This is a genomic window from Candidatus Palibaumannia cicadellinicola, from assembly GCF_000754265.1.
Taxonomy (GTDB): Bacteria; Pseudomonadota; Gammaproteobacteria; order Enterobacterales; family Enterobacteriaceae; genus Baumannia; species Baumannia cicadellinicola_B.
In genome coordinates, this window is the sequence record NZ_CP008985.1 from 470896 (window position 1) to 495689 (window position 24794).

The following is a 24794-nucleotide window of genomic DNA, read 5'->3' on the forward strand; positions in this document are numbered from 1 at the left end:
ATCGTTTTAGCCCCTAAATAAAAGTTATGATAGTAGGGATAGTTTTAAAAAGATATATGACGCGGGCTTCTTGGGAAAGGTATTACATCACGGATATTTGGTATTCCTGTAATATAAACGATTAATCTTTCTAAACCTAATCCAAAACCTGAATGAGGTACAGTTCCATAACGGCGTAAATCACGATACCACCAATAATCTTCTTTTTTGAGTCCCATATCAATCAAACGTTGGTCTAGTTTTACTAGACGTTCTTCACGTTGTGATCCACCGATAATTTCGCCAATTCCAGGCACTAGTACATCCATCGCAGCTACGGTTTTTCCATCATCATTCATTCGCATATAAAAGGCTTTGATGTCTTTTGGATAATTTGTAACTACGACAGGAGCTTTAAAATATTGATCGGTAAGATAGCGTTCATGCTCAGAACAAAGATCGATACCCCAAAAAACAGCATTAGTAAAATTTTGCTCACAAGCTTGTAAGATCTCTATCACCTCGGTGTAATTTACTTCAACAAAATTGGCGTTAATAAATTCTTCTAATCGGTTAATCGCATTGGTATTAATTCGTTCAGCAAAAAACTTCATGTCGTCAGCACGCTCTATCAAGACAGTTTTGAAAATATATTTCAGCATTCTTTCTGCTAGAGTGGTAATCTCAGTTAAATTAGCAAACGCAACCTCTGGTTCAACCATCCAGAACTCGGCTAAATGACGGCTAGTATTAGAGTTTTCCGCACGAAATGTGGGACCAAAAGTATATATTTTAGATAATGCGCAGGCATAGCTTTCCCCATTCAATTGACCAGATACGGTGAGAAAAGCTTCTTTACCAAAAAAATCTTTTTCATAGTTAACTTTTCCCTGAGGGGTATAATGCAAATTTTCTAAATCTAGTGTAGAAACACGGAACATTTCACCTGCACCTTCACTATTAAAAGCGGTAATTAAGGGAGTAGAAACCCATAAAAAACCTTGTTCATTCATAAAACTATGAATTGCCTGCGCTAAAGTATGTCGTATCCTAGTTACTGCACCAATAATATTAGTACGTGGACGTAAATGTGCGACCTCTCGTAGATATTCAATACTATGTTGTTTGGCGGTGATTGGATAAGTATCTGGGTCTTCAACCCATCCTAGCACTTGAACTATTTTTGCCTGTATCTCGAAACGCTGACCCACACCAATAGATGCCACTACCCTTCCAGTAATAGTTACGGAGCAACCGGTAGTAAGACGTAAAATATCATTGTTATAATTTTGTATAGTCTGATGAATAATCACTTGCAATGAATCGAAGCATGAACCATCATAAATAGAAAGAAAAGATATTCCTACTTTGGAATCTCTACGAGTACGTACCCAACCCTGTACAGTTACTTCACTATCAGCTAAAATAGATCCTTGCAGTATGTTTACTATCGGTATAGTGTTCATTAATTGGTATTGGTGATGAAGAAAAAATAATATCTGCTATTAAATTAATATATTTTACCTAACGACAACAATATAACAATGAAAAAAATGTATTTTTTGCATCTCATTTTTTATTTATAGTTATAGATTGTCTCATGTAAGATTATTTTTACAAAAACTTTGATCTACTACAAATAATTTGTTTTTCTATCTACTCCCATCACTGTATTTATTAAGCAGGTATACTTTCTATTGGGTATTTTGCTATCTGGTGTGTTAAAAGATGTACGAAAATATCGCTTCAATAAACACTATAAATCAGGAGATATCATGTTGTATCCTATTATCAGGCAGGCATTATTCCAACTAGAACCGGAAAAAGCGCATGAATTTACTTTGCAGCAGCTGAAACGTATTACGGGTACCCCGCTGGAATATTTAGTCAAACAATCTGTTCCCACCAAAGCCGTGACTTGCATGGGTATTGCTTTTAAAAATCCACTCGGTCTAGCTGCTGGACTAGATAAAAATGGTGAGTGCATCGATGTCCTCGGTGCGATGGGTTTTGGCTTTATTGAAGTGGGTACTGTGACGCCGCATGCTCAGCCTGGGAATGAAAAGCCGCGCTTATTTCGGTTAGTAAAAGCGGGTGGCTTGATAAACCGTATGGGATTTAATAATCACGGAGTAGATAACCTAGTTAATAACATCAAAAAATCCCATTTTGGCGGTGTTTTAGGTATTAATATTGGTAAAAATAAAGATACACCTATCGAACAAGGAAAAGATGACTATTTGATATGTATGGAAAAAGTCTATCCTTACGCTGATTATATCGCAGTAAATTTATCATCACCTAATACCCCTGAGCTAACGACTTTGCAGTTCGGAGAAATACTAGATGATTTATTACGGGCTATAAAAGATAAACAAGCCGCACTACAAGAATATCATCATAAATATGTACCAATAGCGTTGAAAATCACACCAGATATGACTGAGTCGGAACTTATCCAGATGGCGGATATTTTAGTTCAGCATAATATTGATGGAGTTATTGCAACAAATACAACTACAACCAGAGAATTAGTGCAGGGATTAGATCATGGTTCTCAGGCTGGTGGCTTAAGTGGACGTCCTCTACAATTAATTAGTACTGAAGTGATTCGTATTTTGTCGTCTGAGTTAAAAGGCAAATTACCTATTATCGGCGTTGGTGGGATTGATTCTTTGATGGCAGCACGAGAAAAAATGGTAGCTGGCGCGGCACTAATTCAAATTTATTCCGGCTTAATTTTTCACGGTCCACGTTTAATTAGGGATATCATTAGCGATATTTAATCTAGATCTAAGCAATCATCAACATTGATTTTGTGCTAATCTTATGGTGATATTATATTAAAACTAGTTTTGTGTTTGCTGTACGTATCTATACTCTAGCCTAGTTTAGTATTAGCATTAATTATATTGTTATATTGGTTGCAACAGTAACTTTGACTATATCATGACTATTATAGAGGTAATTTTCTCTATCTCTATTAAAATTAGAATGCAGTAATATCTTTAAATAGGCCAACTTTTAGATCCGTTGCAGTATAAATCATTTTACCATCACAGATTACTTCACCGTCGGCCATGCCCATCACTAGTTGACGGTGGATAATACGGCGAAAATGAATACGATAAGTGACTTTTTTAGCACTAGGTAAAATTTGACCTGTGAACTTTACTTCACCTACACCCAGTGCCCTACCTTTGCCTTCTCCGCCAAGCCAACCAAGATAAAAACCTACTAACTGCCACATCGCATCTAAACCTAAGCAACCTGGCATCACTGGATCACCAATAAAATGACAACTGAAGAACCACATGTCAGGCTTAATATCTAGTTCTGCTTCCATAAAACCTTTGTTATAATTTCCACCGTATTCGGTGATTTTTACTACTTCGTCCATCATTAACATATTATAGGCTGGAAGCTGAGGTCCTCCTTTACCAAATAGTTCACCGCGGCTGGATGCTATTAGATCTGTTTTTGAATAAAATTCACGTTTATCTATCATATTGCTCAACCTTAATTCATAGTAGCTTACTCTTTAGGACTTAGTGAGTTTTTTTTGCAAGCTTAGCTAGCCAGCGTAAGCACCAGGGCAACCCTTGTCGTTCGTGCCTATGAATTTTCACAATGCGCTCGCAGATACATGTGATAAGACTAGATAAAGGCATAGTAGTAAGTATTTTTAACGCATCATAAATAGTATTAATTGGCCACAGAGAAAAAGTATTCTGACGTACTGCGTTAATAACATCCTCATGTAGACACAAATGGCGAACATTAGTTATAGGAATAATAACGCCTTGAGTGCCAGTCAGTCCGCGCTTATGGCACAGCTTGAAAAAGCACTCAATTTTTTCATTAATGCTTCCAATCGACTGAACTTGACCAAATTGATCAACAGATCCTGTGATAGCGATTTGCTGATCTACAGGTTTATCTGCTAATGCGCTTATAAGCGCTACTAGTTCGGCTAGCGATGCACTGTCACCGTCTATTTCTCCATATGACTGCTCAAATACTAGCGAAGCTGAGAAGGGCAATTCCCGGTCTAACTGCAATGCTGACATTAGAAATGCTTGCATAATCATCATGCCTTTGGTATGAATATTGCCGCTTAGTTCAGCTTTGCTCTCTATATCATGAATTTCTCCATCACCAAAATGTACTACGCAACTGATACGCGATGGTTGACCAAATAGTAACGGATGACCGGAAAACGAAAGCACCGATAGGGCATTGACTTGCCCGATAATATTTCTTTCAGTATCTACCATAATCTGTCCTTCGGCTATCTCCTGTTGTAGGCGCTCACAAAGATAGCTTTCACGCCAGAGCCTAGTGCGATAGCTATCCGATAGCGCTGCTGCATTTATCGACTGTATTGCCTGCTGGTCACAGTATAAAGTAGCTTCCTTCAGTCGCAGCGTAAGCCAATGTGGACAAAGCGGAAACTGAAGCTGATCACCACTATAGCGGACCGATTGTTTAATCAACTCAGGCCATGCATCGGAATGCAGTGCTGGTAATCCTTGGCGGTACGCTAAAGTATTGACCCAAGAGCACCACTCTGCCATGTCTGTCGCATTGTTGATATACTTATCTAATTCAAATTCGCCATATAATGCTATCCGGAACAGATCAGGCTCCCTAGCGTTTAGGGCTGCTAATACTTCATTATTTCCTATCACGATCAGTCTTAAATTCAGCGGCATAGAAGGTATATAAACGGGGATTGATCTATTTTCGTTAGCTGGTAGCCAATCAAAACGCTGTTGTATCATCATTTGTTTCAAACGTCGCCACAACATTGGTTGGCTAACTAGCGTATGAGCACCTAGCAGTAAAACGCCACCGTTAACGTAGTGTACTAGACCTGGCTGTAGATTGATCACATCTTGGTAGCAGTATAGTGTACCAAAAAGTTGCTCGTACTCCACCCAAGCTTGCCAGGCACAAATATCTCGAGCGGCAAAATTATCTTCTACCGTGGATGCCGGCTGCAAGTTGACGCTAACGCCCGTTATCGTATATCTGCTGCCTATTGGTTGAGAGGTGGTAGGTATAATTGTTTTAATCGTATCAGCAATTAATTGGAAATATTCTTCCTCTTCTCGAGCGTTAAGTAACATCAAACGGCTGGAAGATAGTGAATGGCAGAGTTGCTGCAAACCGTTCATTAAGCGTATTTGAAGCTTTGTTAGAGGTGAGTCTAGATGCGGACAGAGTTGGTTAAATACCGTCTCAAATTTTGAGGTATCAGGAACTAAATCCTTCCATTCTAATTTGTTATTAGTCAAATTTAGAGAATAATATTTCTGTTGAGGGAAGCGTGATTATACAATGTATAGTAACAATAAATCATAAGATTTATTCCTCATTTTGTTGCGTGAGAAGATAATGCTCTTTTAGGTGAGTCTATTAAAAATAGACATCTAGATAAGCAAATATTTAATAAAGCTATTATCTTTAGTAGCAATAAACTATAGTGCTAATAGCTTATTGCACGTTTTACGACCGTAGTTTTATCCAGCTTTGCTACTTCACCGTAGAAATTAGTTTCTCAAACGTGGTGCTTGTAGTTGCAAACGAATAGATTCAGCTAGTTCATCCAGCGTCGGTTGTTCTGGATGCTCTGGAAAAGCTTCATAGCCTAGCTGAGCTTCTGCCAAATAAGTATGTACAGGTTTTCCTTCTTCATCCTCCATAACAACATGGTACCAAGGAGCTGTGCGAAGGGTATCATCCGCTGCAATTTTGTCTAGATAGGGCTTATCTAGCGAGTATTCTGGATCGACATCTATAATAACACCTAAATACCCAAGCAGTTTATGGCGAACTTGTTGCCCTATACCAAATTTGCTGGCAATCATAATACCTCCTATGACAATATGCCTTAAACTAAATATGGGGGAAACTACTCATAAATCAAGAGAGTCCATAGAAATTTAATCTCGTTCCTAACTTTACGGAATAAGCCAGAGGCATATCTACATAATTAGTTAAACAAACATAAATAGACTACAGGCATTTCACCGGCTTAGGTAGTCCCGCAATTCTGGTAGCCTGTTTAGCAGGTCCTTTAGGAAAAAGATGAAATAAATAAAAACTATTACCTTTTTCCTTGCCGTATTTATGTGCCATAACCTTGACTAACATGCGAATAGTTGGTGATATATTAAACTTGAGATAAAAAGCACGCACAAAGTGTATTACTTGCCAATGTGGTTCGCTTAGTTCAATTTGTTCCTCAAGTGCTATTTTTAACGCTAATGCATCACTCCAATCACTGGGACGTATTAAATATCCTTGAGCATCGGTTGCTATTTCTCTATTATTAAACTGCATTAAGTTGATTCCATTTTTTCTTACTGTATATCATAGCAAAGTTAACGACTATCAGAGAATATTCATTCTCTATACATAACCCTCTTTACAATAAGATTTACTATGTTTATAGTTATCTCTTTAGGGAGGAGTGGTCGAGTGGCTTAAGGCACCGGTCTTGAAAACCGGCGAAGGGAGACTTTCCGTGGGTTCGAATCCCACCTCCTCCGCAATCTAGTCTAGTATGATCGGTAAATCAATCTAAGATGACTCCTGGAACAAACCATTCACGGCGTGAATTCAGTAAATCTTTCACTGACATCGGTTTTGTCCCCGCTGGTTGCACTCGTATTAATATTAGCACACCATCGCTAGTAGCGATCTTAATTCCTGTTTGATCTGCTGATAATACAGTACCTGGTATGCTATTATGGCATATGTTATCTACGTTCGCATGCCATACTTTAATTATATGATTTTTCACTTGAAAGTAACTTACTGGCCAGGGATTAAAAGCTCTAATACAGCGCTCTAACTGAATTGCAGATAGTTGCCAGTCTAAACGTCCTTCTTCTTTACTAAGTTTATTAGCATAGGTAGCGAGCGCTGTGTCTTGTGGTTCTACTACTTGGCTACCAGCTACTATCTGTTTAAGCGTAGTGAGTAAAGCAGCAGAACCAAGTTGAGTCACTTTGTCATACAGGGTAGCACTGGTATCAAATGGTAAGATCGGACAAATTGCTTTATACAGTATAAAGCCGGTATCTAGTCCTGCATCCATCTGCATGATAGTTACACCAGTTTGGGTATCGCCTGCCCATAATGCACGCTGAATAGGTGCTGCTCCTCTCCAGCGAGGTAATAATGAACCATGTACATTGATAGAACCTAGCTTTAGAAAGCTTAGCATATCCTGCGGCAGAATTAAGCCGTAGGCAACTACAACCATAATATCTGCACCAAGATACTCAATGATACGCTTTCCTTGATGTTCGTGCAAAGAAATAGGTTGGAATACGGGCAAATCATATCGTTTAGCTAGTTGCTTAACCGCACTAGCAGATAAATGATTACCCCGTCCAGCTGGTCGGTCAGGCTGTGTTAAAACACCGACTACCTGGTAAGGTGAATGTATTAGCGCCGATAGATGACACGCTGCGAAACCAGGCGTACCAGCAAAAATAATACGTATAGATTCGGACATGACGATTACTATAATATTTAGGTTCTTTTTCCGCTCGAGCGATTGATGATATGCGCTAGTTTTTTTATTTTGTTATAGATGTATTGGCGCTTAAGTGGCGAAAGGTAATCAACAAATAGTTTACCAATTAGATGGTCCATCTCATGCTGAATACAGATTGCTTGTATATTATTTGTTTCTAACTGAAAGTTGTTACCATCGAGATCTAGCGCTTGTACTTTAACATATTGAGCACGGGGAACAAAATAGTATTGATCTGGTATTGATAGACAGCCTTCATCAATACCAGTTTGACCACTTTTGGCCAGCAGCTCAGGATTAATGAGGACTAGACGCTGTGCTTGGCTTTCCGATATATCAATCACGATAATACGTAGGTTAATATCTACCTGCGGTGCTGCTAGACCGATTCCTTTATTGACATACATCGTTTCAAACATATCATATACTATGCGGTGTATAGTATCATTAATTTCAGTAACGGGCTGAGATATTTTACGTAGCCGATCGTCAGGATAATGTAAAATTGGTAATACGGACATAGTAGTCTGCGTCCTTGCTTGATAATAAATTTTATGTATCATTGTAATTACCATTGACTTCAATGGTCGTCAAGATAACCTTAAATAGTTAATAGCATCAAAATGAAAAAAATTGGTTCATTTTTGCTAAATTAGCATGCTAATACATAATTATTTATCACATGAGTACTAACTTTGCTAAATATTACAAATATCGTAGCATTGCTACGTCAGCAACAGGTTATTGCTTATCCTACTGAGGCTATTTTTGGGTTAGGCTGTGATCCCGATAGCGAAAAAGCCGTACATAAGTTACTCGTACTCAAACGACGAGATTGGCAAAAAGGTTTAATATTAGTAGCAGCTACTTATGCGCAATTAACGAATTATATTGATGACAGTAGTCTGAATGTTAACCAGCGAGCACGTATTTTCGCTCTATGGCCAGGTCCTGTAACTTGGGTCATACCAGCTCACACCACGACTCCGCGCTGGTTAACAGGAAAATTTTCCTCATTGGCGGTACGCGTCAGTGCATTTGAACCAGTACAAAAGCTATGTCTAGCATTTGGTAAACCACTAGTTTCTACTAGTGCAAACATGAGTGGAGATGGAGAATCTACAGCACGTAATATTAGCGAAGTACATAAGCAATTTGGTGCAACGTTTCCGGTAATGGATGGTACGGTAGAAGGTAGACGTTATCCCTCAGAAATACGTGATGCTCTAAGCGGCGAATTAATTCGCCAAGGCTAATTATTAACGGAGTTAGTATCATCGATACTTTTGCTGTTTTTGGTAATCCTATTAAACATAGTCTATCACCACAAATTTATGCTTTTTTCGCTGCAGAAATTGGTATTCAGCCTTCTTACGGTCGTATTTTGACTGCACCAAAGCTTTTTGAGCCAACTATGCAGCAATTTTTTAGCACAAACGGTAGAGGTGCCAATATCACCTCACCATTTAAAGAGCGCGCTTTTGCTTTATGCGATTATGTTACCAAGCAGGCGTCGCTTGCTAGTGCTGTTAATACTATATTCAAATTACCAAATGGCGCGCTGTTCGGTGACAATACCGATGGTATAGGTTTGATGAGCGACTTACAGCGCCTTTGTCTATTACATAGAAATAGCAGGGTACTATTGGTTGGTGCAGGCGGTGCGGCGCGTGGGGTGATCGCGCCGCTGATTAATTATGGCTGCCGGATAGTATTGGTCAATAGGACTTTTAGTCGCGCAAAAGAGCTAGTCAGATGTTACCCTAATATAAACAATATTAGCACTTTGCCTATTGAGCAACTAGACGCAGCTAATTTTGATATCATAATTAATGCGACGACTACCAGTATGTTTAGGGAAATTCCTTTACTACCGACATCATTAATTACTTCGACCGTTTGTTGCTATGATATGTTTTATCAACATGGCGATACTGCTTTCATTATGTGGTGCCGACAACAAGGAGCGAAAAAATTAATTGATGGTTTGGGTATGTTAGTAAGTCAGGCTGCATACGCATTTATGTTATGGCATGGTATTTTACCATCTATTTTCCCGGTACTAGAAAAACTACGAGCACAACTCAGATGATAATCTCAATAATATTTTGACTTAAATTAATAGTTTGTCCCCGGTTTGCTAATTCGTAAGTTTTATTACTTGGCTGTTACTGGGTAACCTGCCATCCGCGCCAAAAATTCATATTTTTGCTTTAGTTCTTTTTCGATTGTAGTGGTCAATGCGCTCACCTTATTAGGTTCTATTTTTTGGCTATAGCTATTAAGCCGGCGAAAGCGCTGTTCATTAAATAACGTCGTGGACAAGTCTCCGGTTGGTAGACGAGAGTCTAATATCAACGGCAACTTGCCTTCATCGCTACGTCGTGGATCGAAACGATACAGAGGCCAGAAACCGGTAGCGGTCAGTTGTTGCATTTGAGTATGACTTAACGCAAGATCATAACCATGCGCCTCACAAGGGCTGTAGGCTATGATCAAAGAAGGTCCGGGATAGCTTTCGGCTTCTTGGATAGTTTTAAATGAGTGATTCAGCTGAGCACCAAGAGAAATTTGCGCCACGTAAATATGACCGTACATCATCATACTGATACCTAGATCTTTACGTGCTTTACGTTTGCCCTGTTCGCCAAACTTAGTTACTGCCCCTAGCGGTGTAGCCTTAGACTGATGGCCGCCAGTATTCGAGTAACACTGTGTATCTAGAACTAAAACATTTATGTTCTCGTTTAGACTTAAAACGTGATCTAGACCACCTAAGCCAATGTCATAGGCCCATCCATCACCGCCAATAAGCCATATAGATTTCTCTACTAAATAATCGGCGTCGTTAGATAATTGACGTGCTTGTTCATCAGATTTGTTAGCAAGTATGAGTCGGAGTTCAAGTATTTGGCGACGACGTTCCTCTACCGATACTTCTGTAGCGCGTAGGCCCTCTAGTAGCAATGGAGGTAGTATTGTAACCTGAGTTTTTAGTAAGCGTAATACCCTTTGGCGATGTTGATCGACTGTTAACCGGAAGCCTAGGCCGAATTCAGCGTTATCCTCAAATAAGGAGTTAGCCCAGGCTGGACCGCGGCCATCTGTATTTGTAGTGTAAGGTGTTGTGGGTAAGTTACCACCATAAATAGATGAGCAACCAGTAGCATTGGCGATAAGGAGTCGATCGCCGTAAAGTTGGGTTAACATTTTTATATAAGGCGTTTCACCGCAACCAGAACAAGCGCCTGAATATTCAAATAGAGGAGTGATAAGCTGTGACGTACGAATATCAATACGCTCTAGAGTAGTTGTGTTAATTTCTGGTAACTTTAGGAAAAAATCGTAATTAGCTTTCTCTTCTTGAAGATGCTCTAGGCGTGAAACCATGTTAATAGCTTTATTTTCTAAATTATTACGGTCCTTGGCTGGACATACTTCAATGCATAGACGACAACCAGTGCAATCCTCTGGTGCTACTTGTAGCACATATTGTTTTCCACGCATATTACGCATTTTCACATCTAAAGATTTCAGGCCCGCCGGAGCTCCATTTAGTGCTTCCGGTGCTACTACCTTAGCGCGAATAGCAGCGTGTGGACATGCCGCTACACAGTAATTACACTGTGTGCAAAGCTCAGATTTCCATAGTGGAATCTGTTCAGCAATATTACGTTTCTCCCAGCGAGAGGTGCCTACTGGCCAAGTGCCGTCTGGCGGAAAGGCTGAAACTGGCAAAGTATCGCCGAGACCGGCTAGCATGACAGCTGTTACTGTTTTGACGAAATGGGGTGCGGTATGAGAAACAATTGGTGGTAACATTGGACTCACTTCATTGATAGTGCCTAGAGGAACCTCAAAAAGTTCGTTACATGCTGTTTTAAGCGCTTGCAAATTATGCTCAACTAATTCTTGTCCTTTATGGCTATAGCTTGTCACTACAGCCTGTTGCAAAGCTTGTTGCGTCTGACTCAAAGGCAAAATATTGGTTAATTTAAAAAAAACCATTTGCATAATGGTATTAATTCGTCCACCTAGTTGAAATTGACGAGCAATTTGCTGTGCATCAATAACATAGAAACGTGCTTGGCGTTGAATAAGTAGTGCTTGTACTTCCTGCGGTAATCTAACCCATATCTCTTTTGCACTATAATGAGTATTAATTAAGAATATTCCTCCAGGACGTAGTCGCGTAACCATCTGATACTTATTAATAAAATCATATTGGTGGCAACTAATAAAATCTGCATCACTGACTAGATAAGCAGAATTGATTGGTTTTTCGCTGATTCGCAAATGAGAAACGGTCAAGCCGCCTGCTTTTTTAGAATCGTAGACAAAATAGCCCTGTGTATATAAAGATGTATTATTTCCAATAATTTTAATATTATTTTTTGCTGCAGATACTGAACCATCGCTACCTAGTCCGTAGAATAGTGCTTCTAATTTAGTCTGACGTGGCAAAGTATTCTCTAGCAATGATAGTGATAATTGGGTGACATCATCAAAAATTCCTACCGTAAAACGTGGACGCGGACGTAAAAGTATTAATTCTTTGAAAATCGCTAGCACGCAAGCAGGATCGAACTCTTTGGAAGCTAGGCCATAGCGTCCGCCGATGGTCCGCGGTAGAGTTTTGCGTTCGCCCAAACTATAGGCTTCTGCTAGCGCAGTCATAACGTCGAGATATAGCGGCTCAGCTAAAGCGCCTGGTTCTTTGGTTCGATCTAAAACGGCTACTGCCTGAATTGTCGGTGGGATAATAGATAGTAAATGCATAGCAGAAAAAGGACGGAATAGTCTCACTTTAACCATACCTACTTTTTCGCCACTAGTTAGCAGACTATCAATCACCTCTTTGCAGGTACCAATAGCTGATCCCATAACAACAATTAATCTTTCTGCCTCAGTATGACCGTAATATTCAAACGGCTGATATTCCCGCCCTGTGGCCGTAGTAAAATTTTTCATCGCTTGCTGAACATGAAAATAAGCTTTGTTATACCAAGGATTAGTAGCTTCCCTACTTTGAAAGTAAGTATCGGGGTTAGCTGATGTTCCGCGGAGTACCGGGCTATCCGGAGTTAATGCGCGACTACGGTGTGCATCAATAGCAGCCTGAGGAAGTATAGCCTTAAGTGTCTCATCCAAAAGCGGAGCTATTTTATTAATTTCATGCGAGGTGCGAAAACCGTCAAAAAAGTGGATAAATGGTAAGCGACTATTTAAGCTTGCGATTTGAGCAATCAAAGCAAAATCCTGTGCTTCTTGTACACTGCTGGCACATAACATGGCGCAACCTGTTTGCCGCACTGCCATTACATCCGAATGATCGCCAAAAATAGATAAAGCATGCGTAGCTACTGTACGGGCAGCAACATGTAGTACAAAAGGCATCAACTGTCCTGCTAGTTTGTATAGCGTAGGGATCATAAGTAATAATCCTTGGGATGAGGTAAAGGAGGTAGACAGAGCGCCTGTCTGCAAAGCACCATGTACCGTTGCGATCGCTCCTGCCTCCGATTGCATTTCTACAACCTTAGGAATATCGCCCCAAATATTCGGCCTATCTAACTCAAACCAGGCATTTGCCTGTTCTGCTATAGTAGAACTAGGAGTGATTGGATAAATAGCAATAACTTCATTTATACGATATGCCACTGAAGCTATCGCATTATTTCCGTCTGTAGTGATCATGCTTTACCTTTTCTTGTGGCAGAGAAAATTTTTAGATTATTGATAGCACTAGCGATATACAATATATGTATATGTTAGCTTATCATGCTGCTAATCATCTTTTCCGGTTGTACCCATTCATCGAACTGTTGCTCAGAAATATAGCCGAGTTTTAGTGCTGCTGTCTTCAATGTTAGTTTATCTTTATGCGCTTTTTGGGCAATTTCTGCTGCTTTGTCATAACCAATGTGCGTATTGAGCGCTGTAACTAGCATCAATGACTCGTTTAATAATTGTTTAATGCGATCATAGTTAGGTTCTATACCAACGGCACAATGATGATTAAAGCTATTAATACCATCAGCTAATAGGCGTACTGATTGTAAAAAGTTATAGATCACCATCGGACGGTAAACATTAAGTTCGAAGTTACCTGATGCGCCACCTATATTTATCGCCGCATCATTGCCCATCACCTGACAACACAGCATAGTTATAGCTTCACACTGCGTAGGGTTTACTTTACCAGGCATGATGGAACTACCTGGTTCATTTTCTGGTATACTCAGTTCGCCAATGCCACAGCGCGGTCCAGAAGATAGCCAGCGCACGTCATTTGCGATTTTCATCATAGATGCAGCCAAACCTTTTAATGCACCGTGCGCGTGTACTAAAGCGTCACAAGTAGCTAAAGATTCAAACTTATTGGGCGCTGTAACAAATGGATGACTGGTGAAATCAGCGAGCAATTTGGCTACGCGCACAGCGTACTCAGGATGAGTATTAAGACCAGTACCTACTGCTGTGCCACCGAGCGCTATTTCGCATAAATGTGGAATACTATGCTCTATATGTTCCAGGCTGTGCTCCAACATATTCACCCAACCAGACATTTCTTGACCAAGAGTTAAAGGTATAGCATCTTGCAGATGGGTACGGCCGATTTTTATGATATCGCTAAACGCGGCGGACTTATTGTTGAGAGTATTCTTGAGTTTCTTTATCTCAGGAATTAAATTCTCGCACACCGCTACTACCGCTGCAATATGCATCGCGGTAGGAAACACATCGTTAGAACTTTGGCTTTTATTAACATCTTCATGGGGATGAATCAGCCGTGCTGCACCGCGTTCACCGCCTAATAGCTCACTTGCTCGATTTGCTAGTACTTCGTTCATGTTCATATTGCTCTGAGTACCAGAGCCTGTCTGCCAAATCACTAGTGGGAATTCATGAATATGCTTGCCGGCTAGAACTTCGTCCGCTGCCTGAATAATAGCATTAGCACGCTGATTATCTAGTAATCCTAGTTGATTATTAATGACTGCTGTTGCACGTTTTATTTGCGCTAAAGCATTGATTATTTCTAGCGGCATTTTTTCGTGAGAGATACGAAAATATTCTAGTGAGCGCTGAGTTTGGGCTCCCCAAAGCTGTACTGCCGGTACCTCAATTAAACCCATAGAATCTTTTTCTATGCGTGTATCCGCCATACCTACCTCTTCTCTCTTGTTATCTCATATGAACCAGAGGTAGTATAATTATCATGAAATTTTCATTATTACATGATCTCGTTTGATTTATTTTAGAATCTGTTTAGCAAAAGAGTTCTAATGTATAGCATTATCATGCTATTATTAGCCTATAACTAACCACAAGAATATACATTCACTAAATATATCTATAGATAAAAAAATAATTGATGACTGAGTATCAAGACAGAAGAAATTTCTTCTAAGGTCAATCTAATCCTTGCTCAGCTATATCCATAGCGAAGTAACTAATGATAATATCAGCACCAGCACGTTTAATGGCACCTAATGTTTCACGCACAATCTGGTGTTCGTTAATTGCGCCAGCTGCCGCGGCAAATTTGATCATCGCGTACTCTCCACTAACCTGATAAGCAGCTAGCGGTAAATATGTGGCTTCACGAATATCACGGATAGTATCTAGGAATGCCCCTGCTGGTTTAACCATTAGTGCATCAGCACCTTCCTGTTGATCTAATAGCGATTCATAAATAGCTTCACGGCGATTCATAGGATTTATCTGATAAGTTTTTCGATTACCTTTAAGTGTGGTACCGCTGGCTTCTCGAAATGGACTATAGAAAGCAGAAGCAAACTTAGTTGAATATGCCATGATAGCTGTTTCTTGGTAACCGGCAGTATCCAGCGCAGCACGTATCGCTTGCACTTGACCATCCATTGCTGCTGATGGTGCAATAAAATCAGCGCCAGCGTGTGCAGCAACGACGGCTTGACGCCCGAGATTCACTAGAGTAGGATCGTTATCTATATTATTATTTTTAATAACTCCACAATGCCCATGGGTCGTATATTCACAAAAACAGGTATCAGATATCACTACTATCTCTCTCACTGTATCCTTACAAATACGTGCTATGCGCGCAACTAAACCATTTTCGTTCCAGGTGTCACTGCCAGTTTCATCCGTATTATGTGAAATACCGAACGTCATCACTGATTTAATACCTGCTTTGGCGAAACGCTCAATTTCGAATGCTAATCGCGACTCTGGGATACGTACAACGCCAGGCATAGTGGACAGCTGAACATAATCGCTAATGTTTTCCTCAACAAAAATAGGAAACACTAGATCGCTGACCTTAACATCAGTTTCTTGAAACATAATCCGCAAGGCATCAGAACGCCGCTTGCGGCGGAGACGAGTAAAGGGGAAAAAATGCGACATTTTTACTCCTAATATCTCAAGCGCTTAATGAGTCGTGGTCGCGAATTTGTTTTAGGTCATCAGTATTAAAAATATTTCAAACTATTTTGATACATTTAAGACATAGTATTACGTCTATACTAAACCATTAGTAGAATAACCCAATCTCTTATTACTTGCTAGCTTGAAATGTTTATCGTCGCTTAGATTCAGAGATTCAAAATATCATTTCTTCAAAATATTGATGCTAGTCTCTGACATAATTTAAAAATACTCAAACCTAGTTTTTAGTTATGCTGTGATTTTTTTTGACATTGATCGTAGTATACGCTATCATTATAAAAATATTTGAAGTAATTCCTCTGTAGTTCAGTAGGTAGAACGGCGGACTGTTAATCCGTATGTCACTGGTTCGAGTCCAGTCAGAGGAGCCAGATAATCTTTATCTAAATTTATTTAGGTCTGTTCTGTCTAACTAAATCACTTGTAGTGTAGTGATTAACTCAGTCGTAATAATTACTACTTGATCTAAAGTCAATATCACCTAATACGCAACTGAAGCTTTCTTTCACAAAGTCCCCCTATTCCTAACCACATCACGACAGTACTGGCATCACAAAGTATGATCATGATAAAATTCATGGTCTGTTGTGAGGTACTTATGTCAGATTATAGTAATAAAACAGTTATTGTAGGCATGTCAGGTGGTGTCGATTCTTCCGTATCTGCTTTTTTGTTACAGCAACAAGGTTATCAGGTAGAAGGACTATTTATGAAAAATTGGGAAGAAGACGACAACGATAAATATTGTACTGTAGCTAGGGATTTGACTGACGCTCAGACAGTCTGCGATCAGTTAGGTATTCTACTGCATACGGTTAACTTTGCAGCAGAATACTGGGATAACGTCTTTGAATTGTTTCTCACCGAATATCGCACCGGACGTACTCCTAATCCAGATATCCTATGTAATAAAGAGATTAAGTTTAAAGTTTTCTTAGATTTTGCTATACAACACCTTGGCGCTGACTATATAGCAACTGGGCACTATGTGAGTAGTACTCAAATTCAAGGTAAAAAGCAGTTATTACGTGGGAGAGATGAAAATAAAGATCAAAGCTATTTTCTTTATACCCTAGGAGACAAACAAATCGCACAATGCTTATTTCCGGTAGGAGAACTAAAGAAACTTCAAGTACGATACATAGCTGCAAAATTAGGACTCGCAACTGCTACTAAAAAAGATTCTACCGGTATCTGTTTCATTGGTAAACGTAAGTTACGAGATTTTCTCAGCCATTATATTTCTGCTCAACCAGGGGTTATCGTGACTGTTGAGGGTGAAGAAATAGGCTGTCATCAAGGCTTAATGTTTTACACTATAGGCCAACGTAAAAGCCTGGGTATCGGCGGTAGGAGCCAGGGTAGTCAAGATCCTTGGTACGTGGTAGATAAACATATGGACAAAAACCGACTTGTAGTTGCCCAAGGTCATAAACATCCATGGCTAATGTCTACTGGTCTTATAGCCTCTCAACTACACTGGGTTGATGGCCTACCTTTAACAAAACCGCTGCGTTGCACAGTTAAAACTCGCTATCGTCAGCAGGATATCGGTTGTCTAGTTGAACCGCTAGTTAAGGATAGGTTGCAAGTAAGCTTTGACTATCCAGTAGCCGCAGTAACACCAGGCCAGTCAGCGGTATTTTATCTCGCCGAACGTTGCCTAGGTGGAGGCATTATCGACACAAGAACGCCGCAGTTCTGCTTAGGATGATTTAATCGATATTGTAATATACTATATTATAGGAGTCATTTTGGCTAAAAACTATGTCGACATAACCCTCGCATTAGCTGGTGTATGCCAAAGTGCGCTGCTTGTACAGCAACTAGCGCACCATAGTAAATGCGACGAACACCCTTTTAGGATTTTATTACATAGCCTGCTTGATCTGAAGCCTACATCAGTACGAGCAGTTTACAGCGATGCGTTAGTTAACTTGAAGATAGGATTAGAAACGTTACAAAAAATACTTAACATTTCGGTAGGGGAAGAGCGCGGTGCTGAGTTAGCCCGTTATACTCTTGGTTTAATGGTGTTAGAACGAAAATTAAATCGTAATCGTAGCGCCCAGAATAAGCTCTGCCGATATATCGGCGCACTTGAACCACAACTACTTCATTGTGATATATTGTCAGAAACTATCGTTAGCGCTATAGCTCATATTTATGTAGATGTAATAAGTCCATTAGGGTTACGTATTCAAGTTACTGGGGTGCCAGCTATTTTACAAAATAGTCAAATTAAGGATAAAGTACGTGCGGTACTACTAGCAGGTATCCGTTCCGCTGTTTTGTGGCAACAAGTAGGTGGTGGCCGATTACAGCTAATGTTTAGCCGCCGTCGCCTGTGCGCGCAGACTAAACAGCTACTTTTACAATGTTAACTTTTAGGAATCGTAACAGATGGAATTATCTTCTCTAACAGCTATTTCTCCTATTGACGGCCGCTACAATGAAAAAGTAAGCGCTTTGCGCTCTATCTTTAGTGAATTTGGTTTACTCAGATTTCGTGTGCAGGTAGAAGTTCGTTGGTTACAAAAACTAGCATCTTGCACTGAGATCAAAGAAGTACCACCATTTGACGACAACACACAGAGTTATCTTGAAGCAATAGTAGCAAATTTTAGCGTAGAAGACGCTGAACGTATCAAAACTATTGAACGTACGACTAACCATGACGTAAAAGCTGTTGAATATTTTCTAAAAGAGAAAGCTGTAGCGTTACCTGCTTTGCAGGCAGCCAGGGAATTTTTCCATTTTGCCTGTACTTCAGAGGATATCAATAACCTTTCTTATGCACTGATGCTCGCAACCGTACGTCAAGAAGTTCTGTTGCCGGTCTGGTTTCATATGATTGATGCAGTAAAGAAGCTTGCAGCTAATTATAGAGATATCCCGCTACTGTCGCGTACTCATGGCCAGCCAGCTACACCATCCACTATGGGTAAAGAGATGGCTAACTTTGTCTACCGTATGGTACGACAGTATAATCAGCTGGAAAAAGTAGAAATACTTGGTAAAATTAATGGTTCTGTGGGTAACTATAACGCCCATATAGTAGCTTACCCTGAGGTCAATTGGCACCAGTTGAGTGAACAGTTTGTTACTGATCTGGGTATCAACTGGAATCCCTATACGACCCAGATTGAACCTTATGACTATATTGCAGAATTTTTAAATTGTGTAGCCCGTTTCAATACGATCCTAATAGATTTCAACCGCGATATTTGGGGCTATATTGCCCTTAACTATTTTAAACAAAAGACTATAGCCGGAGAGATAGGTTCCTCCACAATGCCACATAAAGTTAATCCTATTGATTTTGAGAACTCTGAAGGTAATTTAGGTCTTGCTAATGCAACTATGAACTATTTAGCTACTAAGCTACCAATATCGCGTTGGCAACGTGATTTAACTAACTCTACAGTTTTGCGCAATCTAGGCGTTAGCCTAAGCTATGGCCTCATTGCTTATAATGCAACCTTAAAAGGAGTGAGTAAGCTAGAGGTAAATAAGGACTACCTGTTAGATGAGCTGAACTTAAACTGGGAAGTACTAGCAGAGCCTATCCAGACTGTGATGCGTCGTTACGGTATTGAGCAACCTTACGAGAAGCTTCATGCTCTTACCTACGGTAAACATGTCACAGCGGCAGAAATACGATCTTTTATTGATAGTTTATCTTTACCTCATGAGGTAAAGTCTAGACTAAAAGCGATGAAACCGGAGAATTATACTGGTCGTGCTGCTACTTTAGTTGACGAGTTAACATACCATGCAACAGTGCCTAGTGCCACGAGGTCTTCTTGACAGTTATTTGATTTAGGTGATTGAAGCTAGTTCTGTCGTCGTAATCTATATCTATAGATATAGTTATACTTAATTATTTTTCACGGAGAATGATTACTGGATTAATACGGTTAGCTTGCTGTGCTGGATACCAACTGGCTATCAAACTAAGCAGCATAGCAGTACCTAGCACACTGATAACATCCTGCCAGTGTAACTCGGTCGGCAGAAAATTAATAAAGTAAATATCGCTCGATAATAGTGAATGGCCTAGTAATTGTTCTAGCTCTGTTACTAGTTTAGTTAAATGTACAGCTACTACTACACCGATTACCGCGCCTATTATGCAGCCTAAAAGACCAACTAATAAACCATACCAGAGAAAAATAGCATAAGCTAAACAGTCTTTGGCCCCTAGGGTACGTAAAATAGCAATATCGACGCGTTTATTCTTGACTGCCATGACTAAAGTAGAGACGATATTGAAGCAAGCTACACCTATCACCAACACCATAGCAAGATACATGATAAAACGTATCATTTGAATATCTCTGTACATGTAACCGTAACTGTCAATCCAGCTACGGATAAAAACATAGCGCTTCGTTACCTGGCCTGCGTCTTGCACCAACTGGTTAGCCTGAAAAATATCTTTTACTTTGATAGCGATACCATTGATATCCTGACCATTATTCAAATAATGCTGGGCATCTTTTAATGGCACCATAGCAAAGTGCTTATCTATCTGGCTATTTAATGTAAGTATTCCAATTACTTGCAAACGAATACGCTTAGACTGCAACCGTTTCATATGCCGATCTCCGTTTGAGATAATCATCGTCAGCCAGTCACCTTGTTTGATGTTTAAAGTATCAGCTACACCTTTTCCGATAATCATTTGCTGCTTGTTGGCGCAGAAATTCTGCCAAGCTTGAGTTGGCACAAAGCGAGGTAGTGCGCTTAATCGTATTTCCTGTACCGGATCTATGCCTTTGACTTGAATAACCTGTCGTTTTTCTTCGTATTCTACTAGGCTTGTAAAATTAATATAAGGTGTAGCGGCTACGATACCTGGCACCTTTTCTATGCGCTTTATTAATTTCTGCCAGTCGAAGAAAGGAGGATTCACGGGTTCAATTTCTCCGTGTGCTACCACTGCTAGTATACGCTGATTTAATTCACGCTCAAAACCATTCATTGCACTAAGAACAATGATTAGCGCCATTACACCTAGGGATATACCGATAGTAGAGATGATAGAAATCAGAGATACCATACCGCTCCGTTGCCGTCTGTAATGAAAACGCAGCGCAATCTGCAATGATAACGGTATTCTCATGAAATTAAACGGAGCTCAGTTGCAATAAGACTACCTTCGCGCATCTCAAGTTGGCGGTGCAGCCTCTGAGCGAGGCTTAAATCATGTGTTACTACGATAAAAGTAGTACCTTTTTGCATATTGATAAAGCTTAGGAGCTCAAAAATACTCTCCGCGTTGCTTTTATCTAGATTGCCAGTAGGTTCGTCAGCAAGAACAAGTGATGGATAATTTACTAGTGCACGGGCGATAGCCACCCGCTGGCGCTCACCGCCCGACAACTCCGAAGGTCGGTGATAGCTACATTTTTCCAATCCTACCATTACCAGCATTTCACGCGCTGCGGTTAGTGCTACCGTTGATTTGGCTCCTCCTATCATTCTCGGCATTGCAACATTCTCTAGAGCAGTAAAATCGGATAATAAGTGGTGAAATTGATAGATAAAACCCAACCGCTTATTGCGTAGTACCGCACAAGCGGTGGAGGAAAGTTTGTTCAGCAGCTTGCCTTCAAAAAGAACATCGCCAGATGTCGGTGCGTCTAGCCCTCCCAGTAGATGTAACAGCGTACTTTTACCAGAACCAGAGCGGCCCATAATCGCTATCATCTCCCCTTGTTGTATAGAAAAATTAACGTTCCGCAACACATCAATATATAGCTTACCTTCTTGATAACGCTTGCTTAGCTCGTAACATTGTAACAATGGTGCATTATTCATAACGTAACGTCTCAACTGAATTAATAGTAGCTGCATACCAGGAAGGGTAAAGAGTAGATAACCATGCAACTACTATTGTAAGTACAGCAATTATGGTAATTTGCAACGGCTCGATATTCACCGGCAGCACTGCACTATCAAATAACACTAACTTATTTAACAAGCTTACTAACAGTACGCCGATGAAAGTACCAAATAGTACTCCGATAATTCCAATAATAGTCCCTAAAGCCATAAAAACCAGCATTACTTGACTACTGTTCAGTCCCTGTGTTTTTAAAATAGCTACTTCACTCTGCTTTTCCATTACTAGGAGGCATAGGGAAGTAAGAATATTAAAGCCAGCCACCGCGACAATAAGGCTTAGTAGCAATACCATTATGTTTTTCTCCATACGCACCGCCTGGAATAGTTCGCTCTTACGCTCACGCCAATCTTTCCATACTAAACCATCGGGTAAATGTTGCTGACTTAGACGGTCCACGCTCAGAGGCTGCTGCAACCATAGACGCAAGCCTGTGACATAACCAGACGGATAATGCATAAGACGCGAAGCATCCTGCTGATTAACCAGTAGTTGATAGTCGTCTACCTCACTCTTGGTAGCATACGTACCAGCTACGGTGAACAAGCGCTGGCTAGGAATACGACCCATCGGCGTGAATTGATTAACCGAGGGAACGATTAAGCGTAGTTGATCACTCAATTTTACGCTCAGCTTATCTGCTAACTTTTCACCCAGAATTACCTGGTACTGACCGGGTGCTAACTGGTTTATGTGTGTATCAACTAAATAGTTGGCTAGAGGTTCAGGATCAGAAGAATTGACACCGAGCATGACGCCCATAGCTAAACCTTTAGCGCTTTGCAATACTACGTCTCCGATAGTTAAGGACGCAACGCGTGTTGTACCTTGAAGTATGTTTGGTTTTAAAACTGAAATGACTGTAGGGTCTAAAAACCCCTCGTGAGTCGTCAGCAACGCCTGAGGAATAAAACCAAGAATATTGCTTTCTAGTTCTATCTTGAAACCATTCATGACCGATAATACCGTTACTAAGGCCATTACACCGAGCGTAATACCGATAGTGGAAAGCCAGGAGATTAAACTACCGAAGTGGTTTGATACTAGCCCGCGCATATAGCGTAGGCTAATATATAATGCTATAGGCTGATACATTTTGTATTCATTATTAGATTAGATATCAGCCCGGTGTTTGATTCATTCGTGGGCCACACCATGACCAGACCATACAATCTCTCCGGTCTGTACTTGCATTAACTCCATATCTAGGTTTGGTTGTTTAATATCCCCACTAGCGATGCTGTACAGTACATATTGTGCGTTAAGATATCTAGCCATCCTATTGCCTTACTACGTGATTCTAAGCTGTCATTTTCAGAAAGTCCCAACTTCATGCGTGCACTTTTAAGTGTGTCTGCTCTTACTACACGAAAATTACTATGATTAGGAATCAAGCTACTCAGCGTGGCGGTAGCTTCATCAGACTGCAGGCTACCGTTGGTACTGTTTTTTATGGTATTAACCAGCAGCAGGCTGTCTTCGCAGATACCATTAGCTGATATCATATGATTAACGAGCGGAGAAAAGCTTCCTTTCCAGTCAAGATACTTAAATTTTGGTGGCATTAGTACTAGCTCGCGAGTTAAAAGCCCAGGTAGCAGTTCAGAAGATAATAGATCTTGCTTAGCTTCGGCTATACTATTGGTTAATAGCGGTGCTATAGTCAGTAGTATATTAAAAATATATTGATCCTCATCATAAGTCTGATGTTATAATTATAAGGTTAAATCTCAATTAAGTGATTAATGGACCTAGTTGTCTACCACCTAGTAAATGCATGTGGAGATGATATATTTCTTGTCTACCATGAGAGTTACAATTAATAATTAAGCGGTACCCATCATCACTGATGCTCTCCTGTTTAGCGATTTTGGCAGCCACGGAGAACATTCTTCCTAACGCTATTTCATCTGTAGTGTTCACGTCGTTAACTGTTGGAATTAACTTATTAGTAACGATAATAATGTGAATAGGAGCTTTCGGGTGAATGTCGCGAAAGGCAGTTACCAGATCATCCTGATACAAAATATTGGTTCGCATCTTCCTGCTAATAATTTTGCTAAAAATAGTTTCTTCGTCCATTGTATTGTGCCTGAAAGGGTAAAAATTTATTTATCATAAGCTATTAAGTTGCTCGTCTAAGTGGAATAATCGACAGAAATTCGCGGTAGTAGCCGCTGCTAGTTTCTCTAACTTAATGTTTTTCAGTGTTGCCATATATTCAGCTATATCGCGCACATACGCTGGTTGATTCTCCTTACCACGGTAAGGTACTGGCGCTAAATAGGGAGAATCAGTTTCAATTAGCAGACGATCAAGGGGAACAAATCGTGCAGTTTCACGTAATAACTCAGCATTACGAAAAGTAATAATACCAGAGAAAGAGATATAAAAACCTATATCTAGCAATACTTTAGCAGTATCACGGTCATCTGTAAAACAGTGTAATACCCCACTGCATTTCTCAGCTTTTCCTTCCCGTAAAATGGCAATGGTATCGTCGCGTGCGCTCCGGGTGTGCACAATCAGAGGTTTGTTCTGCTCGTTTCCAATACGGATATGTTCACGGAATATCTCTTGCTGCAGTGCTTTATTTTCCTGCTTATTAGAAGAATAATCTAGCCCAGTTTCGCCGAGCGCCACAACGTTCTCTCTTGTAGCTATACGGCCTAGTTCGAATAAGTCATAGGGTTGTTCATTAATGTTCAAGGGATGAATGCCACAAGAAAATAAAATATCATCACGGCGGCCAATGAAGGCTGTCATGTTATCAAAGTTAGGTAGAATGGTACACACCGCTAAAATGAGTCGTACATCGCGTATCTTAGCTTTGTTCATGACATCTGTTACATCCCGGTGTAAACTATGGTAATTGAGTTTGTCGATATGACAATGAGAATCAATTAAAAACATAAC

At 40.1% G+C, this 24794-nt stretch carries 21 protein-coding genes, 2 tRNA genes and 1 pseudogene; 8 read left to right on the forward strand and 16 right to left on the reverse strand.

Annotated elements, in window-relative coordinates:
• Positions 1-44 precede the first annotated feature (44 nt).
• Positions 45-1445 carry an asparagine--tRNA ligase gene (asnS, locus tag IM45_RS02275; RefSeq protein ID WP_038498784.1) on the reverse strand — a complete coding sequence of 467 codons (1401 nt, stop codon included), beginning with the start codon at positions 1443-1445 and terminating at the stop codon, positions 45-47.
• A 309-nt stretch (positions 1446-1754) separates the two neighbouring features.
• On the opposite strand from asnS, the gene pyrD reads away from it, so the two are divergent.
• The gene (pyrD, locus tag IM45_RS02280; protein ID WP_038499571.1) at positions 1755-2765 is read left to right on the forward strand and encodes a quinone-dependent dihydroorotate dehydrogenase; all 1011 of its coding nucleotides are present in this window, start codon (positions 1755-1757) and stop codon (positions 2763-2765) included.
• A 203-nt stretch (positions 2766-2968) separates the two neighbouring features.
• Here the strand turns inward: pyrD and fabA are convergent, their stop codons facing one another.
• From fabA to IM45_RS02300, 4 genes are all read right to left on the reverse strand, one after another.
• The gene (gene fabA, locus IM45_RS02285; protein ID WP_038498787.1) at positions 2969-3487 is read right to left on the reverse strand and encodes a bifunctional 3-hydroxydecanoyl-ACP dehydratase/trans-2-decenoyl-ACP isomerase; all 519 of its coding nucleotides are present in this window, start codon (positions 3485-3487) and stop codon (positions 2969-2971) included.
• Positions 3488-3527: 40 nt separating this feature from the next.
• Entirely contained in the window at positions 3528-5279 is a 1752-nt protein-coding gene (locus IM45_RS02290; protein ID WP_038498790.1) for an AAA family ATPase, read from the reverse strand.
• 255 nt (positions 5280-5534) lie between these two features.
• Positions 5535-5852 carry a heat shock protein HspQ gene (gene hspQ, locus IM45_RS02295; RefSeq protein ID WP_038498794.1) on the reverse strand — a complete coding sequence of 106 codons (318 nt, stop codon included), beginning with the start codon at positions 5850-5852 and terminating at the stop codon, positions 5535-5537.
• A gap of 148 nt (positions 5853-6000) precedes the next feature.
• Entirely contained in the window at positions 6001-6327 is a 327-nt protein-coding gene (locus IM45_RS02300) for a TusE/DsrC/DsvC family sulfur relay protein (RefSeq protein ID WP_038498797.1), read from the reverse strand.
• A gap of 124 nt (positions 6328-6451) precedes the next feature.
• On the opposite strand from IM45_RS02300, the gene IM45_RS02305 reads away from it, so the two are divergent.
• A tRNA-Ser gene (locus IM45_RS02305) sits at positions 6452-6536 on the forward strand.
• A 26-nt stretch (positions 6537-6562) separates the two neighbouring features.
• Here the strand turns inward: IM45_RS02305 and fmt are convergent.
• Together fmt and def are read right to left on the reverse strand one after the other, a co-directional pair.
• Positions 6563-7510: a methionyl-tRNA formyltransferase gene (gene fmt, locus IM45_RS02310; RefSeq protein WP_038498800.1), complete on the reverse strand. Its 948-nt coding sequence runs from the start codon at positions 7508-7510 to the stop codon at positions 6563-6565.
• A gap of 17 nt (positions 7511-7527) precedes the next feature.
• Positions 7528-8052 (reverse strand): peptide deformylase, encoded by a 525-nt coding sequence (gene def / locus IM45_RS02315; protein WP_038499574.1) that lies wholly within the window; start codon positions 8050-8052, stop codon positions 7528-7530.
• Positions 8053-8226: 174 nt separating this feature from the next.
• On the opposite strand from def, the gene tsaC reads away from it, so the two are divergent.
• Both tsaC and aroE read left to right on the forward strand, forming a co-directional pair.
• Positions 8227-8787 carry an L-threonylcarbamoyladenylate synthase type 1 TsaC gene (gene tsaC, locus IM45_RS02320; protein ID WP_038498803.1) on the forward strand — a complete coding sequence of 187 codons (561 nt, stop codon included), beginning with the start codon at positions 8227-8229 and terminating at the stop codon, positions 8785-8787.
• A gap of 20 nt (positions 8788-8807) precedes the next feature.
• Positions 8808-9623: a shikimate dehydrogenase gene (gene aroE / locus IM45_RS02325; protein ID WP_038498806.1), complete on the forward strand. Its 816-nt coding sequence runs from the start codon at positions 8808-8810 to the stop codon at positions 9621-9623.
• A gap of 65 nt (positions 9624-9688) precedes the next feature.
• Here the strand turns inward: aroE and nifJ are convergent, their stop codons facing one another.
• The 3 genes from nifJ to hemB all read right to left on the reverse strand — a co-directional run bounded on the left by nifJ (position 9689) and on the right by hemB (position 15925).
• A complete protein-coding gene (nifJ, locus tag IM45_RS02330) occupies positions 9689-13228 on the reverse strand; it encodes a pyruvate:ferredoxin (flavodoxin) oxidoreductase (RefSeq protein WP_038498809.1) in 3540 nt (1179 codons plus the stop codon).
• A gap of 74 nt (positions 13229-13302) precedes the next feature.
• On the reverse strand, positions 13303-14700 hold the full coding sequence (gene fumC, locus IM45_RS02335; protein ID WP_038498812.1) for a class II fumarate hydratase: 1398 nt from the start codon (positions 14698-14700) through the stop codon (positions 13303-13305).
• A gap of 247 nt (positions 14701-14947) precedes the next feature.
• A complete protein-coding gene (hemB, locus tag IM45_RS02340; RefSeq protein ID WP_038498815.1) occupies positions 14948-15925 on the reverse strand; it encodes a porphobilinogen synthase in 978 nt (325 codons plus the stop codon).
• A gap of 337 nt (positions 15926-16262) precedes the next feature.
• On the opposite strand from hemB, the gene IM45_RS02345 reads away from it, so the two are divergent.
• The 4 genes from IM45_RS02345 to purB all read left to right on the forward strand — a co-directional run bounded on the left by IM45_RS02345 (position 16263) and on the right by purB (position 19777).
• A tRNA-Asn gene (locus tag IM45_RS02345) sits at positions 16263-16338 on the forward strand.
• Positions 16339-16565: 227 nt separating this feature from the next.
• Positions 16566-17681 carry a tRNA 2-thiouridine(34) synthase MnmA gene (mnmA, locus tag IM45_RS02350; RefSeq protein ID WP_038498818.1) on the forward strand — a complete coding sequence of 372 codons (1116 nt, stop codon included), beginning with the start codon at positions 16566-16568 and terminating at the stop codon, positions 17679-17681.
• A 40-nt stretch (positions 17682-17721) separates the two neighbouring features.
• Positions 17722-18351, forward strand: a complete 630-nt coding sequence (gene hflD / locus IM45_RS02355; RefSeq protein ID WP_038498821.1) for a high frequency lysogenization protein HflD — start codon at positions 17722-17724, stop codon at positions 18349-18351.
• Positions 18352-18370: 19 nt separating this feature from the next.
• Positions 18371-19777 (forward strand): adenylosuccinate lyase, encoded by a 1407-nt coding sequence (purB, locus tag IM45_RS02360; protein ID WP_051984605.1) that lies wholly within the window; start codon positions 18371-18373, stop codon positions 19775-19777.
• Positions 19778-19850: 73 nt separating this feature from the next.
• Here purB and lolE read toward each other — a convergent pair whose 3' ends face one another.
• The 6 genes and pseudogenes from lolE to IM45_RS02390 form a co-directional block, all read right to left on the reverse strand.
• Complete coding sequence (gene lolE / locus IM45_RS02365) at positions 19851-21095, reverse strand: lipoprotein-releasing ABC transporter permease subunit LolE (RefSeq protein ID WP_038498824.1); 1245 nt, start codon at positions 21093-21095, stop codon at positions 19851-19853.
• Positions 21092-21793, reverse strand: a complete 702-nt coding sequence (gene lolD, locus IM45_RS02370) for a lipoprotein-releasing ABC transporter ATP-binding protein LolD (protein WP_038498826.1) — start codon at positions 21791-21793, stop codon at positions 21092-21094. The genes lolE and lolD overlap by 4 nt, the downstream gene beginning before the upstream one ends.
• Positions 21786-22973: a lipoprotein-releasing ABC transporter permease subunit LolC gene (gene lolC / locus IM45_RS02375; protein ID WP_038498829.1), complete on the reverse strand. Its 1188-nt coding sequence runs from the start codon at positions 22971-22973 to the stop codon at positions 21786-21788. The genes lolD and lolC overlap by 8 nt, the downstream gene beginning before the upstream one ends.
• Before the next feature lie 42 nt (positions 22974-23015).
• Positions 23016-23443 (reverse strand): annotated as a pseudogene (lpoB, locus tag IM45_RS02380) (penicillin-binding protein activator LpoB).
• 169 nt (positions 23444-23612) lie between these two features.
• Positions 23613-23960 carry an HIT domain-containing protein gene (locus IM45_RS03795; RefSeq protein WP_038498832.1) on the reverse strand — a complete coding sequence of 116 codons (348 nt, stop codon included), beginning with the start codon at positions 23958-23960 and terminating at the stop codon, positions 23613-23615.
• A gap of 33 nt (positions 23961-23993) precedes the next feature.
• Positions 23994-24791, reverse strand: a complete 798-nt coding sequence (locus IM45_RS02390; RefSeq protein WP_038498835.1) for a metal-dependent hydrolase — start codon at positions 24789-24791, stop codon at positions 23994-23996.
• Between the last annotated feature and the right edge of the window lie 3 nt (positions 24792-24794).